Raw genomic sequence first — 13,880 nt, 5'->3', positions numbered from 1 at the left:
GACGTCTTCCTGATCCAAAGCGTAATGACTAGCCAGCATTCCATGAACGATCTCGACGAACCGTTACGTGAACTCATCCCCAGGCTGCGGCGTTTTGCCGTGTCGCTGACGCGCAACCCCAGCAACGCTGACGATCTGGTGCAGTCGTGCCTGGAGCGGGCGCTGTCGGGATGGGGCGACAAACGCCCGGACGGCGATTTGCGCGCCTGGCTGTTTTCGATTCTGTATCGACAGTTTCTCGACGCCCATCGACGCTCAAGGCGTTATGCGCGAATGCTTGAGTTCTTCACCGGTCGCGATGAAGCCCAGCCCTCGGTCGAGCGCACGGTGCTGGCGCAATCGACGCTGCAAGCCTTCGACAAACTGACCACCGAGCAACGCGCGCTGTTGCTCTGGGTCTCGGTGGAAGGCTTGAGTTACAAGGAGGTTGCCGAGATTCTCGACGTTCCTACCGGCACCGTGATGTCTCGTCTGTCCCGCGCTCGCCAGGCCTTGCGCCAACTCAGCGATGGCGAAATCACCAGCCCCTCTTTGCGGATACTCAAATGATCAGCATGCCCCCAAGCGTCAATGACCTGCACGCCTACGTCGACCATCAACTCGACGACGCGGACCGGCGACTGGTGGAAACGTACCTGGCGGCCAATCCGCACGTTGCCGAGCAGGTTCAGGCCTGGCAACAGGACGCCCAGCAACTGCGCGCTGCCTTGAGCGGCGCCTTGCAGCAACCGCCCAACCCGAACCTCGACCCCAGCGTGATTCGCCAGCGTCTGAAACGACAGTCCCGCCGCCACTTGGCCAGCGCCGCCGTGTTGCTGATCGCGGTCAGCGTCGGTGGCCTGGGCGGCTGGCAAGCGCGGGAAATGACCATGGTTGGCGCAGCACTGCCGATGACCGATGCGATGCAGGCGTACCGGATGTTCGCCCAGCAAGGCATCCTGCCGGCTGATTACAAGGTCACTGATGACGGCGATATGCAGGGCTGGCTCGACCATTACTTCTCCCAGGCGAATCGCCTGCCGGACCTCGCCAACTCGGGGTTCAAACCGGTCAGCGGACGGTTGCTGAGCACCGAGCAAGGCCCGGCAGCAATGGTGATGTACGAGGACCAGAGCGGCCGCAAGATCAGTTTCTACGTCCGCCCGCCAGGCCCGAAAAACTACCTGCTGCCACGCGGCAGCCGCAGCGACGGCGAGTTGCAGGCCGAGTACTGGTCGGGGCCCGGGTACAACTACGCGATGGTCAGCGAAGCCCGGGATCCGGCGACGCAGATGCTCAAGCAAGAGCTGAAGTTCTAATGCTCACATCGAATCAAGCCGACTGCACAGTGATTTCCAAAGGCAAAAAGCGGTACCAGCCGCCTGTTTTTGTCGAACCACTCTGACTTTCATCGACACAGCTGGAAGGAAAACTTACCGCCTGGTTAAAATCGCATCGCCGTCGCTCAAGGGAAGCAGGCATAAAGACCACGGGGGACAACACTTGGCTATCCCGCCAAACCGCTCACGACTCAAACCACATTGGCCGGCCCTGCGCAGGTTTCTTGGCAAGTCCCCCATCGCTCCTGAAAACAATGGCGAAAGCGCTCAAATCATCCACGACTACTTTCGCCACAAGGCTCATGCTCAGGGCTACACCCTCAGCCACAGCCAGCAACGGGTTATCGACTGCATGGCGCAACTGGCGAGCGCACTGCCCGGCAGTCGCGCGCCTGTGCAGGCACCTCGAAGCCTTTATCTGCATGGCGCGGTCGGCCGTGGCAAGAGCTGGCTGCTCGATGGTTTTTTCCAGGCCTTGCCGGTGGCCGAAAAACAACGCCTGCACTTCCATGACTTTTTTGTGCAATTGCATCAGGGCATGTTTCGCCATCGAGCACACACCGATGCGCTGGCAAGCACCCTGGATGAACTGCTCAAGGACTGTCGGGTGCTGTGTTTCGACGAGTTTCATGTACATGACATCGGCGACGCGATGCTCATCGCACGCTTGTTCAAAGCGCTATTCCAGAGCGGTGTCCTGCTATTGGTCACGTCCAACTACCCGCCTCAGGGCTTGTTACCAAATCCGCTCTACCATGCACGCTTCAAACCGGTCATCGACTTGATCCATGCGCATATGCAGGTCATGGAAGTCGGCGGCCCTCATGATTATCGCAGTCAGGTACAACCTCATTCGCAGCAGGTATTCACCCAAGGTGAATACCTGTGGCCAACCACGACCTTGCAACGTCAGGCCTTGAAGCTGCCGCAATCGGACACTTCGGCCATCATCCTGCCGGTCGGTACTCGCCAGCTACAGGCTCTGCATTGCGAGGGTCGAACCATTGCCTTCACCTTCAACGACCTGTGCGAACAACCCACGGCCGTGATGGATTACCTGGAACTGTGCCGACGCTTCGACACCTGGATCATCGAGGCACTGCCCGATCTGGCGGACTGCTCGATTGCGACCCAACAGCGCTTCATCAACCTGATCGACGTGCTCTACGACCAGGACAAGCGCCTGATCCTGCTCGGCGAACGGCCGCTGCGTGAGCACTTGGGCGGTGACGCCATCGACCTGGCGCGCACCCGCAGTCGCCTGGGGCAGTTGGTGGACGTCGGGCCAGCGCTATAAAGCGTCCAGTGCAGCGGATTTTGTCGTTATCATGGCGGCGTTTTTTGTGGGCGACTTGCCGTTCTCTTCTCATTGGTTGGATGTGTTCATGCATACCCTTGCACAACTGCGGGCCGGCGCGCTTGCAGGGCTCAAACGTCTGGATCTGTCGTGCGGCCTGACCGAGTTTCCCCGGGAAATCTTCGACCTGGCAGACACCCTGGAGGTGCTCAACCTCAGCGGTAATGCCTTGAGCAGCTTGCCGGATGACCTGCATCGCCTGACGCATCTGCGCGTGCTGTTCTGCTCGGACAATCAGTTCCGCGAGTTGCCGACCTGCCTCGGTCAATGCGCGCAACTGACGATGATCGGTTTCAAGACCAATCGCCTTGAGCGAGTCCCGGCCGCCGCGCTGCCACCGCTGCTGCGCTGGTTGATCCTGACCGACAACTGCATCAGCGAATTGCCAAGCGAATTGGGCGAACGGCCGCACCTGCAAAAATTGATGCTGGCCGGCAACCATCTGCAAAGCCTGCCTGCAAGCTTGAGCCAGTGCCATCAGCTGGAGCTGATCCGCATCGCCGCCAACCGCATGACCGAACTGCCGCAGTGGTTGCTGACATTGCCCGGGCTGGCTTGGTTGGCGTACGCCGGCAACCCGCTGGAAACCGAGGCCGATGCCGCCGCGCTCGAAGCCACGCCGAACATTCCCTGGTCGCAACTGCACCTGCAGCAACAATTGGGCGAAGGCGCTTCCGGGGTGATTCACCAGGCCGTGTGGGAGCAACCGTCGCAGCCAGCGCGCAAGGTCGCAGTGAAACTCTACAAGGGGCACATGACCAGCGACGGCTCACCGCTGCATGAAATGAATGCCTGCATCACCGCAGGTATTCATCCCAACCTGATCAAGGTCGAGGGGCGGATCGTTGGGCATCCGCAGGCTCAGGCCGGGTTGGTCATGCACTTGATCGAGCCGAGCTATCGTAACCTGGCGGCGTTGCCGAGCCTGGCGTCTTGCAGCCGTGATGTGTACGCAGAGGACACCCGTTTCAGTGCAGCGGTGGCGCTGCGGATCGCCAGTGGCATTGCCTCGGCGGCCGCGCACCTTCATCAACAGGGCATCACCCACGGCGACCTGTACGGCCACAATACGTTGTGGAATGAGCACGGCGATTGTCTGTTGGGCGACTTCGGCGCGGCGTCCTTCCATGCCACGTCCGACACCCTTGAAACGCGCGCGCTGCAACGCATCGAAGTGCGGGCCTTCGGGATTCTGTTGGGTGAGTTGCTGGAGCGGATCGACTCAGGCTTGAGCATTGAACGCCGTGAGCGCTTGATGGATTTGCAGAGCCGCTGCTGTCAGCCAGACGTGCTGGCGCGCCCGGGATTCAGCGAGATCGTGCAAGAGTTGGCCGCCTGTAACTCAAATCACTAACGGCACATACAAAACCCGTGGCGAGGGAGCTTGCTCCCGCTCGGCGGCGTAGCAGCCGTCGTTGTTGGGACGGCTTTGCCGTCCAGCGGGAGCAAGCTCCCTCGCCACAGGTCAGGTCAAAATCGACAGTGCGGTTTAACCCGCCAACCCGACAAACATGTCCTGCACGTCGTCATGGTTATCGAGGCCTTCGAGGAAAGCTTCGACTTCTTCCATTTGTGCCTCGGTCAGACCGCTGACCGGGTTCTTCGGCTTGTAGCCGAGCTTCGCCGACAGCACCGTGAAACCCTGCTCAGGCAAGGCTTTCTGAACGGAGTCCAGATCGGTGGCTTCGGTGATAAACAGGGTCGCGCCGTCTTCGCCCGGCTCGAAATCCTGTGCACCGGCTTCGATAGCGGCCATTTCCGGATCGGCATCCGGGGTGTCCGGGGACGCCTCGATCATGCCCACGTGGTCGAAATCCCAGGCCACGGAACCGGAAGCCCCCAGCTGGCCTTTACGGAACGCCACGCGGATTTCTGCCACGGTACGGTTGATGTTGTCAGTCACGCATTCAACGATCAGCGGCACCTGATGCGGGGCGAAGCCTTCGTAGGTCACGCGGTGGTACTGCACGGTTTCGCCGAGCTGGCCCGAGCCTTTCTTGATTGCACGCTCCAGGGTTTCACGCGGCATCGAGGCTTTTTTCGCCTGTTCGACCACCAGGCGCAGGTGCGCGTTGGTGCTGACATCAGCGCCGTTACGTGCAGCAATGGTGATTTCCTTCACCAGTTTGCCGAAGATCTTGCCCTTGGCGTTGGCTGCCGCTTCTTTGTGTTTAACCTTCCACTGTGCGCCCATTACTCACTCTCTTGATCTGTGGCGCCGAGACATCTATTGGCCGACGCTTTGTGCAAGTTTATACGGCAAAAAGTTGGCAATCGACCAAAAAGTGTTGTGAGTGATCGACATCTTCACAACCTGTTGTAGGGCTTTTCTGAAAAGCAGGTTTACGGTGACTATTGAGCGCCAGTGTTTCGTAACCTCTGTGCCCCGTACTTCATGGCAGAAGAGTGTTTGATGCACAACGACATGGAAAGTCCCTTCATCCTCACGCTCACCGAGCTCGCCTTGAGTTTTCAGGTCCGACAGTTCAGCGGCCGCGAAGCCCTCAACCAGGTCTATCGATTCGACATCGAAATGCGCGGCCCGCAGCCCGCAATGAATCTGGACCTACTGCTGCATCAACCGGCATTCCTCAGCCTGAGCCCCACCACCGGCATCCACGGCGTCATCCACAGCGCCGGTTTGCAGTACTGCGGCGCGCAGCAGATCGGCTACAGCCTGAACCTCGCACCCCGTCTGCTTACACTTGAGCAAAAGCACCGTCGAAGGGTATTCCAGCACCTGAGCGTGCCAGAAATCTTGCGCCAATTGCTGGCCGAGCATCGACTGCCACCCGACAGCTACCGTTTCGAGTTACCAAACGGTGAATACCCGCCGCGCCCGTTTTGCATCCAGTACGACGAAACCGACCTGAACCTGCTGCAACGATTGTGTGAAGAGGAAGGCATCCACTATCACTTCGAACATCAACACGACCGGCACGTGCTGGTGTTCGCCGATGACAGCGACAGCTTTGCGCAGCGACCGGTCGAGAGTGCTTTTCACCCCACAGCACGGGATGCCGGACACCCGCGGATCAGCCGGCTCTTCCAATGCCATAGCCGGCCGACCACAGGGCCGCAAACCACCTTTGCGCAGCACGCCAACGCTGACCCCGTATCCACCGCACCTGACGCCTGCGCCAACCAGACCTACCTCGCCAGCCCGCACCCAACGGGTCGAATCGACCCGGTGCAAGCCCGTCGCAACCAGCTCGGTCGTCGCAAACTCGAACGTCTGCGCAGCCTGCATCGTCTGGTTCAGGGCCACAGTACACTGCCCGAACTGCTCAGCGGGCGGCTGCTGCAAGTCACCGGGCATCCGGTCCCAGCGTTCAACGATCAATGGTTATTAAGCGAAGTGCTGCACCAGGGCGAAACGCCTGGTGTGGACAAGGTGTTGTCCGAGGCAACGGGTTATCGCAATCAATTCAAGGCAATTCCCTGGTCAACCGCGTTCCGCCCGGCCCTCAAACATTCCCGCCCGAGTATCTGCGGTTACCAGACCGCTGAGGTCATCGGCCCGGCAGGAAAGCCGCCGCACCTCGACGAACACGGGCTTATCAACATCTGCCTGTGGCCTGACGCGCAATCCGACAGCCAAGGTTCCTCAGGCATCTGGTTGCCAATTGCCCATACGGGGACGGGACGTCCAACCTTGCCACTGGCCGGCAGCGAGGTACTCGTGAGTTTCCTCGACGGTGATCCTGATCGACCAGTGCTTTGCACCGGTTTCGCTGATGCACAAGCACGCGAACCGCAGCCGGTGGTGGCGGCTGAACCGAAGGCGCCGCCGACAGGCTGGAGCGGCGAGATCTACTTGTTCGAGCGCCCCCCCGCCACCACCGAACGCCTGGCCGACACCACGTGGTACATCGTGCGCATGCCGCGTCCCGGGCTCAAGGATCTGGGGAGCCTCAACCGTGACGATGTGCTGATGACCGGTAAAAGCCAGGCACTGGGCAACCTGTCGCTGACGGTAGAACAGAAACAGCGCCTGGCCAGCGAGTTCGCCCGTACTCCCGAACAACTCTGCCTGCTGTATCCGGGGCAATGCGTGGCGCTGGCCGATTATTTCCAGCAATACTGGAACAGCGAACAACGCCTGGGCTTCATCGAAAGCGCCAACCCCGCCAGCGCTCAGCGCCAACCGCGAGAAGCGCGTCTGCTGTTCGACTGGCTGGTGAACGGCCCGGACGCTACTTCCTAGGTTCAATTGACGTTCAATGTCAGGTCGGTGCGAGGTCGAAAAACGCCTGAATCAGCCGTAGATCCCGCCGCCGCTCCATGCAACCGATCATGTGCCGATTGACCAGTCCTTCGCCAATTATCGGCACTGCCCGCACGCGCGGGTCGGGGCTGACTTCCACCGAAGACACCACGCCCACCCCCAGCTCGGCCGCCACCGCCTCGGTGACGGCTTCACGGCTGTCCAGCTCCAGCAGCACCCGAGGATTGACCCTGACCTGAGCACAAGCCTCATCGAACGTACGACGGGTGATCGAACTCGGCTCGCGCAACACCATGATCACCTGGTCCAGTTGCTTGAGCGCGACCCCTTCGCGTAGCGCCGACCATGGGTGCCCCGCCGGCACCAGCGCGCAGATCCGCGACTCGCTCAAGGCTTGCAAGTGCAAACCTTTGCGCGGCTCGACCTCGGTCAGCACCGCCACGTCGGCGTGCTCGGACAACAATGCCGCGAGAGTTTCCTGAGCATTGCCCAGCCGCAAATTCACGGTGATTCCCGGATACCTAGCACGCAGGCTGGCGAGCATCGGCATGACCAGGTGCGGGCCGTCCGCTGCCACTTCCAACCGACCGGTCAACAACTGCCGATTGGCCTCTAGCATCACTTGCGCCTCTTCGGCCAGGCCGAACATCGCCCGGGTGATGGCCGCAAGCCTGGTGCCCTGCTCCGTCAATTCGACCCGCCGCGCGGTGCGCCGCAACAGGGTGACCTGATAGTGCTCCTCCAGCGCCTTGATATGCCCGGTGACCGCCGGTTGGCTGATAAACAAACGGGCAGCGGCGCGGGTAAAGCTGCCTTCGCGGGCCACGGCATCAAATGCACGGAGTTGGAACAAGTTCATAGCTATCGGCCTTACTGATGGCTGGCATAACAATAAACAATTTGATTGATGGAACGGCAAATTGCAATTTATCTCCCGCAGCTTGATCCCATTGATTGCGAGAACACCCGAATGAGTTCTGCCGACCCCATCCTGCTCACCCCCGGCCCATTGACCACCTCGCAGCGCACCCGTGAGGCGATGATGGTGGACTGGGGTTCATGGGATGAGCGCTTCAACCAATTGACCGCCAGCCTCTGCGAACAGCTGCTGGCGATCATCAACGCTGCCGACAGTCACTACTGCGTGCCGTTGCAGGGCAGCGGCACCTTCGCAGTCGAAGCGGCCATCGGCACTCTGGTACCCCGCGACGGCAACGTGCTGGTGCTGATCAACGGGGCTTATGGCAAACGCCTGGCGAAAATCTGCGAGGTGCTTGGTCGTTCATTCAGTACATTCGAAACGGCTGAAGACGAACCGACCACCGCCGTCGATGTCGACCGCCTGCTGCTAGCCGACAGCAGCATTACCCACGTGGCGCTGATCCACTGCGAAACCAGCACCGGGGTTCTTAACCCGCTACCGGAAATCGCCCACGTCATCGCCCAACACGGCAAACGTCTGATCATCGACGCCATGAGTTCTTTCGGTGCACTGCCGATTGACGCCCGGAAAGTACCGTTCGAAGCGCTGATCGCCGCCTCGGGTAAATGCCTGGAAGGCGTACCGGGGATGGGTTTCGTCTTCGCCAACAAGTCCGCCCTGGAGAATGCCGCCGGCAATTCCCACTCGCTGGCGATGGACCTGTTCGACCAATACACCTACATGGCCAAGACCGGCCAATGGCGCTTCACCCCGCCGACCCACGTGGTCGCGGCGCTGCACGAAGCGTTGCTGCAATACAACGAAGAAGGCGGCCTACCGGCGCGGCATCAGCGTTATGCGAACAACTGTCAGGTGCTGCTCGATGAAATGGCCAAACTCGGCTTGCGCAGCTTCCTGCCCGCCGCGATCCAGGCGCCGATCATCGTCACCTTCCATGCGCCGAAAGATCCGCGTTACCACTTTAAAGCGTTCTACGAATGCGTGAAGGCCAAGGGTTTCATCCTCTACCCAGGCAAATTGACTCAGGTCGAAACCTTCCGCGTCGGCTGTATCGGTCACGTCAATCAGGCCGAGATGCGTGCGGCAGTGGCGGCCATCGGCGAGGTGCTGCGCGAAATGGAAGTCCTCGATACCTGACTTTTCACCGCCCGTAGCAGCTGCCGAACGCAGCCTCGCAGGCTCGGCAGCTGCTACGGGCGAGTCATGGCTTTGCTTACCACTCCCCCAATTACAGGATTTGAGACATGAACTACAACAACCCGACTCAGTTGCAAGCCGCCATCCTCGACTGGGCGGGCACCGTGGTCGACTTCGGCTCTTTCGCGCCGACCCGGATCTTTGTCGAAGCCTTTGCCGAATTTGATGTCCAGGTGTCCATCGAAGAAGCCCGCGGGCCGATGGGCATGGGCAAGTGGGACCACATCCGCACGCTCTGCGATCAACCCGAAGTTGCCGAGCGTTATCGCCGGGTCTTCGGTCGTACGCCGAGCGACGATGACGTGACCGCCATCTACAAACGCTTCATGCCGCTGCAAATCGAAAAAATCGCCGAGCACTCGGCGCTGATCCCGGGCGCCCTGGAGACCATCGCCAACCTGCGCCAACAAGGGATCAAAATCGGCTCGTGCTCCGGTTATCCGAAGCAAGTCATGGACAAAGTTGTCGAACTGGCCGCCTCCAACGGCTATGTCGCCGACCACGTGGTCGCCACCGACGAAGTGCCGAATGGCCGCCCATGGCCGGCTCAGGCCCTAGCCAACGTGATCGCCCTGGGTATTGACGACGTCGCCGCCTGCGTAAAGATCGACGACACCGTGCCGGGTATTCTCGAAGGTCGCCGTGCCGGCATGTGGACTGTCGCGCTGATTTGCTCGGGTAACGCGCTAGGCCTGACCTACGACGGCTATCGCGCGCTGAGCAGCGACAAACTGGCCAGCGAACGCAAGCGTATTCATGCCCTGTTCGAAAGTTCGCGTCCGCACTACATGATCGACACCATCACCGACCTGCCGGAAGTGATCGCCGACATCAATCAGCGCCTGGCCAACGGTGAGATGCCGCAAAGCAGCTGATTACCGCCTCAAGTGCCAAAAAAAGCGCCAGTCCCTGAACCGGGACTGGCGCTTTTTTCTAGCCAATAGGCTGTCGCAGAGCGCTCGATAAGGTACGAAGCCTGATCTGACTCAGGCAAATCCTCGCAAACAGGATTACAGTTAACCCACTCCGTCATACAAGAACGGGGGCTTCAGACCTGATAAGCGAGGAAAAACCGTATGCCCTGGAAGAATTCCGAATCACGCTACAGCACCGTATCAATCATGTTGCACTGGTTGATGCTGGTACTGTTGGCGCTGGTTTACGCCAGTATCGAACTGCGGGGGATGTTTCCCAGGGGCAGTGGCGGCCGAGCCCTGATCACGGAAACGCACTACATGCTCGGCCTGACCGTGTTCACACTGGTCTGGTTACGGCTGTTCGCCCGTAGCCTGGGACGCGCTCCGCAAATCTTCCCGGCATCGCCCCAGTGGCAAACCGTGCTTGCCCGGCTGATGCACTGGGCGTTGTATATATTCATGATCGCCACACCGATTCTCGGTTGGCTGGTCACCAGTGCCAACGGTCATCAGGTGATGTTCTACGGCATCGACCTGCCGTTGCTGATCAGCGAGGACAAACCGCTGGCCAAGCAGATCAAGGGCTGGCACGAACTGGCCGGCACCATCGGCTATTGGCTGATCGGCCTGCACGCCGTGGCCGGGCTGTATCACCATTACGTGGTTCGCGATAACACCCTGCTGCGGATGATGCCCAAGCGCGTCAGCCCTGACTGAGTGACGCAAAACCCCGACGCCCCTGCAAGCCGCCGGTGTGCACGAAGATCAAGCGTGTGCCGGCGGCAAAAAATCCGGCATCAACCTGTTGCTTGAGTGCCCATAGCGCTTTACCGGTGTACAGCGGCTCCAACGGGATACCGCTGGCCCGCTCGCAGTGTTCGATAAACGCCAGCAACGGCGGGGCGACTTTGGCAAAACCGCCGCAACTGCCGTCGAACAGCTCATATCCCCCGTCCGGCAAGCTGCATTCGCCGAGAATCGCCTCGACCTGCTGCGCCACGCCATGATCATCGGGCACCGCCAGCACGCCATACACCGGATGCCTCCCCGCCTCGGCCTGCACCAACCCGGCCAGCGTGGTGCCGGTTCCGCAGGCCAGCCACCAGCCGTCATGGTCATTCCAGCCCAACTGGTTCAACTGATTGCCGACCTGAGTCAGTAACTGCCCGCAACCACGCGCACCGAGCAGACCGCCCCCGCCTTCGGGGACCGGATGCAGGTGCGGGTATTGCGCTTGCCATGGCTGCCAGAAACCCGGCTCGTGGCGCGCACGATAACCACCGTAACCCAACCAGTGCAGTTGCATGCCAAAGGCCTGTAAATCCTCCACGGTCGGGGTGTCTTGCGGATGCCCGCGCAACAGGCCGACGGTAGGAAAGCCAAAACGTTTACCGGCTGCCGCCAACGCATGCAGATGATTGGACCAGGCACCACCCAGGCTGATCACACCCTCGGCACCGGCCTCGCGGGCCACCCTTAGATGCTCAATGAGCTTGAACCACTTGTTGCCGGAGATCAGCGGGTCGATCCGGTCCAGGCGCAGGATCGCCACCTCGATCCCGGCGCTGGTGAGCCAGTCGAGATGAAGACGTTCAAGCGGGGCATGGGGCAGCCAGTCGCTGGGAGGAGAAAGCATTGATGCCGGCTCTTTGGGAAAGAGCCGGCATCTTAGCAGCAGACAGAACGCCATCGCAGGCAAGCCTTGCTCCTACGGGTCATGTGTCGACACATAATCCGTAGGAGCAAGGCTTGCCCGCGATAGCCATTGGCACGCTTGACCTGCGTAGCTGATTACAACTCAGCTGCCAGGCGCGAACCCTGATTGATCGCACGCTTGGCATCCAGCTCCGCCGCTACATCCGCGCCACCGATCAAATGCACGTTCTGCCCGGCAGCTACCAGGCCGTCGTGCAATTCGCGCAACGGATCCTGCCCGGCGCAGATCACGATGTTGTCCACTGGCAGCACTTGCGGCTCACCGGTTTCACCGATGCGGACGTGCAGGCCTTCGTCATCGATCTTCAGGTATTCGACGCTGTTGAGCATCTGTACGTGCTTGTTCTTCAGCCCGGTGCGATGAATCCAGCCGGTGGTCTTGCCCAAACCGTCGCCGACCTTGGATTTCTTGCGCTGCAACAGGAACACCTGGCGTGCTGGCGCGTGAGGCTCGGCCTTGATCCCTGCGACACCGCCACGGGCCTCAAGGTGAGTATCGATGCCCCACTCTTTCCAGAACGCTTCACGGTCCTGGCTGGTGGCGACGCCTTGATGCACGAGGAATTCCGAGACGTCAAAACCGATACCGCCGGCGCCAATCACCGCAACGCTCTTGCCGACCGGCTTGCGTTCGAGGATCACGTCCAGGTAGCTCAACACCTTGGCATTCTCGACACCCGGAATCGCCGGTACACGCGGCGCAATGCCGGTGGCCAGAATCACCTCGTCATAACCCCCGTCCACCAACTGCGCGACATCGACCCGCGTATTCAGGCACACCTCGACGTTCGTGGTCTGCAACTTGCGCTTGAAGTAGCGCAGGGTTTCAAAGAACTCTTCCTTGCCCGGCACACGCTTGGCGACGTTGAACTGGCCGCCGATTTCGCTGGCGGAATCGAACAGCGTCACTTGATGACCACGCTCGGCGGCCACGGTGGCCGCGGACAATCCCGCAGGGCCAGCGCCGACCACGGCAATTTTCTTGATCTGCTGCACCGGCAGGTAATTGAGCTCGGTTTCATGGCACGCCCGCGGGTTGACCAGGCACGAGGTCAATTTGCCGCCGAAGGTGTGGTCCAGGCAGGCCTGGTTGCAACCGATGCAGGTATTGATTTCATCACTGCGACCGGCGGCGGCCTTGTTGACGAACTCCGGGTCGGCGAGGAACGGCCGCGCCATCGACACCATGTCGGCATCGCCTTCGGCAAGGATCTGCTCGGCGACTTCCGGGGTGTTGATGCGGTTGGTGGTAATCAGCGGAATGCCTACCTCCCCACGCAACTTGGCCGTGACTTTGCTGAAGGCTGCACGTGGAACCTTGGTGGCGATGGTCGGAATCCGCGCTTCGTGCCAGCCGATCCCGGTGTTGATAATGGTCGCACCTGCTTGCTCGATGGCCTTGGCCAACTGAACGATTTCTTCCCAAGTGCTGCCGCCTTCCACCAGGTCGAGCATCGATAGTCGGAAGATGATGATGAAATTCGGGCCTACCGCCTCGCGAACGCGACGAACGATTTCCACCGGCAGGCGCATACGGTTTTCATAGCTGCCGCCCCAGCGATCGGTGCGGTGGTTGGTGTGGGCTGCGAGGAACTGGTTAATGAAATAACCTTCCGAGCCCATGATCTCGACACCGTCGTACTCGGCTTTTTGCGCCAGGGTCGAACAGGTGACGAAGTCGCTGATCTGCTTCTCGATGCCTTCCTCGTCCAGCTCTTTGGGCTTGAACGGGTTGATCGGTGCCTGGATCGCACTCGGCGCGACCTGTTTCGGGCTGTAGGCATAACGCCCGGCGTGCAGAATCTGCATGCAAATCTTGCCACCCGCCTCGTGCACGGCACGGGTGACGACCTGGTGCTTGAGCGCCTCATCGAGAGTGGTCAACTTGGCAGCGCCGGAGTACACCCCTCCCTCATCGTTCGGACCAATACCGCCGGTGACCATCAGGCCAACACCACCGCGAGCACGTTCGGCGAAGTACGCCGCCATGCGCTCGAACCCGCCAGGCTTCTCCTCAAGGCCGGTGTGCATCGAGCCCATCAGGGTGCGGTTGCGCAGCGTGGTAAAACCCAGGTCCAGCGGGGCCAGCAGGTGCGGGTAATGAGCGGCGGTCATCGGTAGCTCCACAACGAACAATCACGAAAATAGTGCGGGTGCTCTTTGGCACCCATCGGTTATGTGCCACAGACTAAGAGCAGGCCTG

General features: G+C 60.6%; 12 protein-coding genes. 8 read left to right on the top strand and 4 right to left on the bottom strand.

The genetic code is table 11. From position 1 onward, the window contains the following. The first annotated feature begins 42 nt into the window (after positions 1 to 42). The 4 genes from AC3WK5_RS14780 (at position 43) to AC3WK5_RS14765 (ending at position 4,030) form a co-directional block, all read left to right on the top strand. Positions 43 to 549: an RNA polymerase sigma factor gene (locus tag AC3WK5_RS14780; protein WP_103316169.1), complete on the top strand. Its 507-nt coding sequence runs from the start codon at positions 43 to 45 to the stop codon at positions 547 to 549. Beyond that, on the top strand, positions 546 to 1,298 hold the full coding sequence (locus AC3WK5_RS14775; protein ID WP_103316168.1) for an anti-sigma factor family protein: 753 nt from the start codon (positions 546 to 548) through the stop codon (positions 1,296 to 1,298). Before AC3WK5_RS14780 ends, AC3WK5_RS14775 begins: the two co-directional genes overlap by 4 nt. Before the next feature lie 184 nt (positions 1,299 to 1,482). Next, positions 1,483 to 2,616: a cell division protein ZapE gene (gene zapE, locus AC3WK5_RS14770; RefSeq protein ID WP_103316167.1), complete on the top strand. Its 1,134-nt coding sequence runs from the start codon at positions 1,483 to 1,485 to the stop codon at positions 2,614 to 2,616. A gap of 88 nt (positions 2,617 to 2,704) precedes the next feature. Continuing rightward, positions 2,705 to 4,030: a leucine-rich repeat-containing protein kinase family protein gene (locus tag AC3WK5_RS14765; RefSeq protein WP_103316188.1), complete on the top strand. Its 1,326-nt coding sequence runs from the start codon at positions 2,705 to 2,707 to the stop codon at positions 4,028 to 4,030. Positions 4,031 to 4,165: 135 nt separating this feature from the next. Here the strand turns inward: AC3WK5_RS14765 and AC3WK5_RS14760 are convergent, their stop codons facing one another. Next, on the bottom strand, positions 4,166 to 4,870 hold the full coding sequence (locus AC3WK5_RS14760) for a YebC/PmpR family DNA-binding transcriptional regulator (protein WP_103316165.1): 705 nt from the start codon (positions 4,868 to 4,870) through the stop codon (positions 4,166 to 4,168). 219 nt (positions 4,871 to 5,089) lie between these two features. On the opposite strand from AC3WK5_RS14760, the gene AC3WK5_RS14755 reads away from it, so the two are divergent. Next, positions 5,090 to 6,883 (top strand): type VI secretion system Vgr family protein, encoded by a 1,794-nt coding sequence (locus tag AC3WK5_RS14755; RefSeq protein WP_158248915.1) that lies wholly within the window; start codon positions 5,090 to 5,092, stop codon positions 6,881 to 6,883. Positions 6,884 to 6,902: 19 nt separating this feature from the next. On the opposite strand, the gene AC3WK5_RS14750 is transcribed toward AC3WK5_RS14755, so the two are convergent. After that, positions 6,903 to 7,763: a LysR substrate-binding domain-containing protein gene (locus tag AC3WK5_RS14750; RefSeq protein ID WP_103316163.1), complete on the bottom strand. Its 861-nt coding sequence runs from the start codon at positions 7,761 to 7,763 to the stop codon at positions 6,903 to 6,905. 111 nt (positions 7,764 to 7,874) lie between these two features. Here AC3WK5_RS14750 and AC3WK5_RS14745 point away from each other — a divergent pair, with 111 nt between their 5' ends. From AC3WK5_RS14745 to AC3WK5_RS14735, 3 genes are all read left to right on the top strand, one after another. Next, the gene (locus AC3WK5_RS14745) at positions 7,875 to 8,984 is read left to right on the top strand and encodes a 2-aminoethylphosphonate--pyruvate transaminase (protein WP_103316162.1); all 1,110 of its coding nucleotides are present in this window, start codon (positions 7,875 to 7,877) and stop codon (positions 8,982 to 8,984) included. Positions 8,985 to 9,091: 107 nt separating this feature from the next. Then, positions 9,092 to 9,919: a phosphonoacetaldehyde hydrolase gene (gene phnX / locus AC3WK5_RS14740; protein WP_103316161.1), complete on the top strand. Its 828-nt coding sequence runs from the start codon at positions 9,092 to 9,094 to the stop codon at positions 9,917 to 9,919. A gap of 201 nt (positions 9,920 to 10,120) precedes the next feature. After that, on the top strand, positions 10,121 to 10,678 hold the full coding sequence (locus tag AC3WK5_RS14735) for a cytochrome b (protein WP_103316160.1): 558 nt from the start codon (positions 10,121 to 10,123) through the stop codon (positions 10,676 to 10,678). Here AC3WK5_RS14735 and AC3WK5_RS14730 read toward each other — a convergent pair. Further along, positions 10,665 to 11,597, bottom strand: a complete 933-nt coding sequence (locus tag AC3WK5_RS14730) for a 1-aminocyclopropane-1-carboxylate deaminase/D-cysteine desulfhydrase (RefSeq protein ID WP_103316159.1) — start codon at positions 11,595 to 11,597, stop codon at positions 10,665 to 10,667. The two genes, AC3WK5_RS14735 and AC3WK5_RS14730, sit on opposite strands and share 14 nt — an antisense overlap. A gap of 155 nt (positions 11,598 to 11,752) precedes the next feature. Further along, positions 11,753 to 13,792: an oxidoreductase gene (locus AC3WK5_RS14725; protein ID WP_103316158.1), complete on the bottom strand. Its 2,040-nt coding sequence runs from the start codon at positions 13,790 to 13,792 to the stop codon at positions 11,753 to 11,755. Positions 13,793 to 13,880: the final 88 nt, after the last annotated feature.

The sequence above is a fragment of the Pseudomonas sp. FW306-02-D09B genome (genome assembly GCF_058782685.1).
This window is presented reverse-complemented; position numbering and strand designations above follow the sequence as displayed.

Excerpts from the sequence above, each read along its gene's own strand:
- AC3WK5_RS14735 (WP_103316160.1), top strand. The coding sequence starts at position 10,121 with ATGCCCTGGAAGAATTCCGAATCACGCTACAGCACCGTATCAATCATG.
- AC3WK5_RS14750 (WP_103316163.1), bottom strand. The coding sequence starts at position 7,763 with ATGAACTTGTTCCAACTCCGTGCATTTGATGCCGTGGCCCGCGAAGGC.
- AC3WK5_RS14745 (WP_103316162.1), top strand. The coding sequence starts at position 7,875 with ATGAGTTCTGCCGACCCCATCCTGCTCACCCCCGGCCCATTGACCACC.
- AC3WK5_RS14760 (WP_103316165.1), bottom strand. The coding sequence starts at position 4,870 with ATGGGCGCACAGTGGAAGGTTAAACACAAAGAAGCGGCAGCCAACGCC.
- AC3WK5_RS14765 (WP_103316188.1), top strand. The coding sequence starts at position 2,705 with ATGCATACCCTTGCACAACTGCGGGCCGGCGCGCTTGCAGGGCTCAAA.
- AC3WK5_RS14775 (WP_103316168.1), top strand. The coding sequence starts at position 546 with ATGATCAGCATGCCCCCAAGCGTCAATGACCTGCACGCCTACGTCGAC.
- AC3WK5_RS14725 (WP_103316158.1), bottom strand. The coding sequence starts at position 13,792 with ATGACCGCCGCTCATTACCCGCACCTGCTGGCCCCGCTGGACCTGGGT.
- AC3WK5_RS14755 (WP_158248915.1), top strand. The coding sequence starts at position 5,090 with ATGCACAACGACATGGAAAGTCCCTTCATCCTCACGCTCACCGAGCTC.
- AC3WK5_RS14780 (WP_103316169.1), top strand. The coding sequence starts at position 43 with ATGAACGATCTCGACGAACCGTTACGTGAACTCATCCCCAGGCTGCGG.
- phnX (WP_103316161.1), top strand. The coding sequence starts at position 9,092 with ATGAACTACAACAACCCGACTCAGTTGCAAGCCGCCATCCTCGACTGG.
- AC3WK5_RS14730 (WP_103316159.1), bottom strand. The coding sequence starts at position 11,597 with ATGCTTTCTCCTCCCAGCGACTGGCTGCCCCATGCCCCGCTTGAACGT.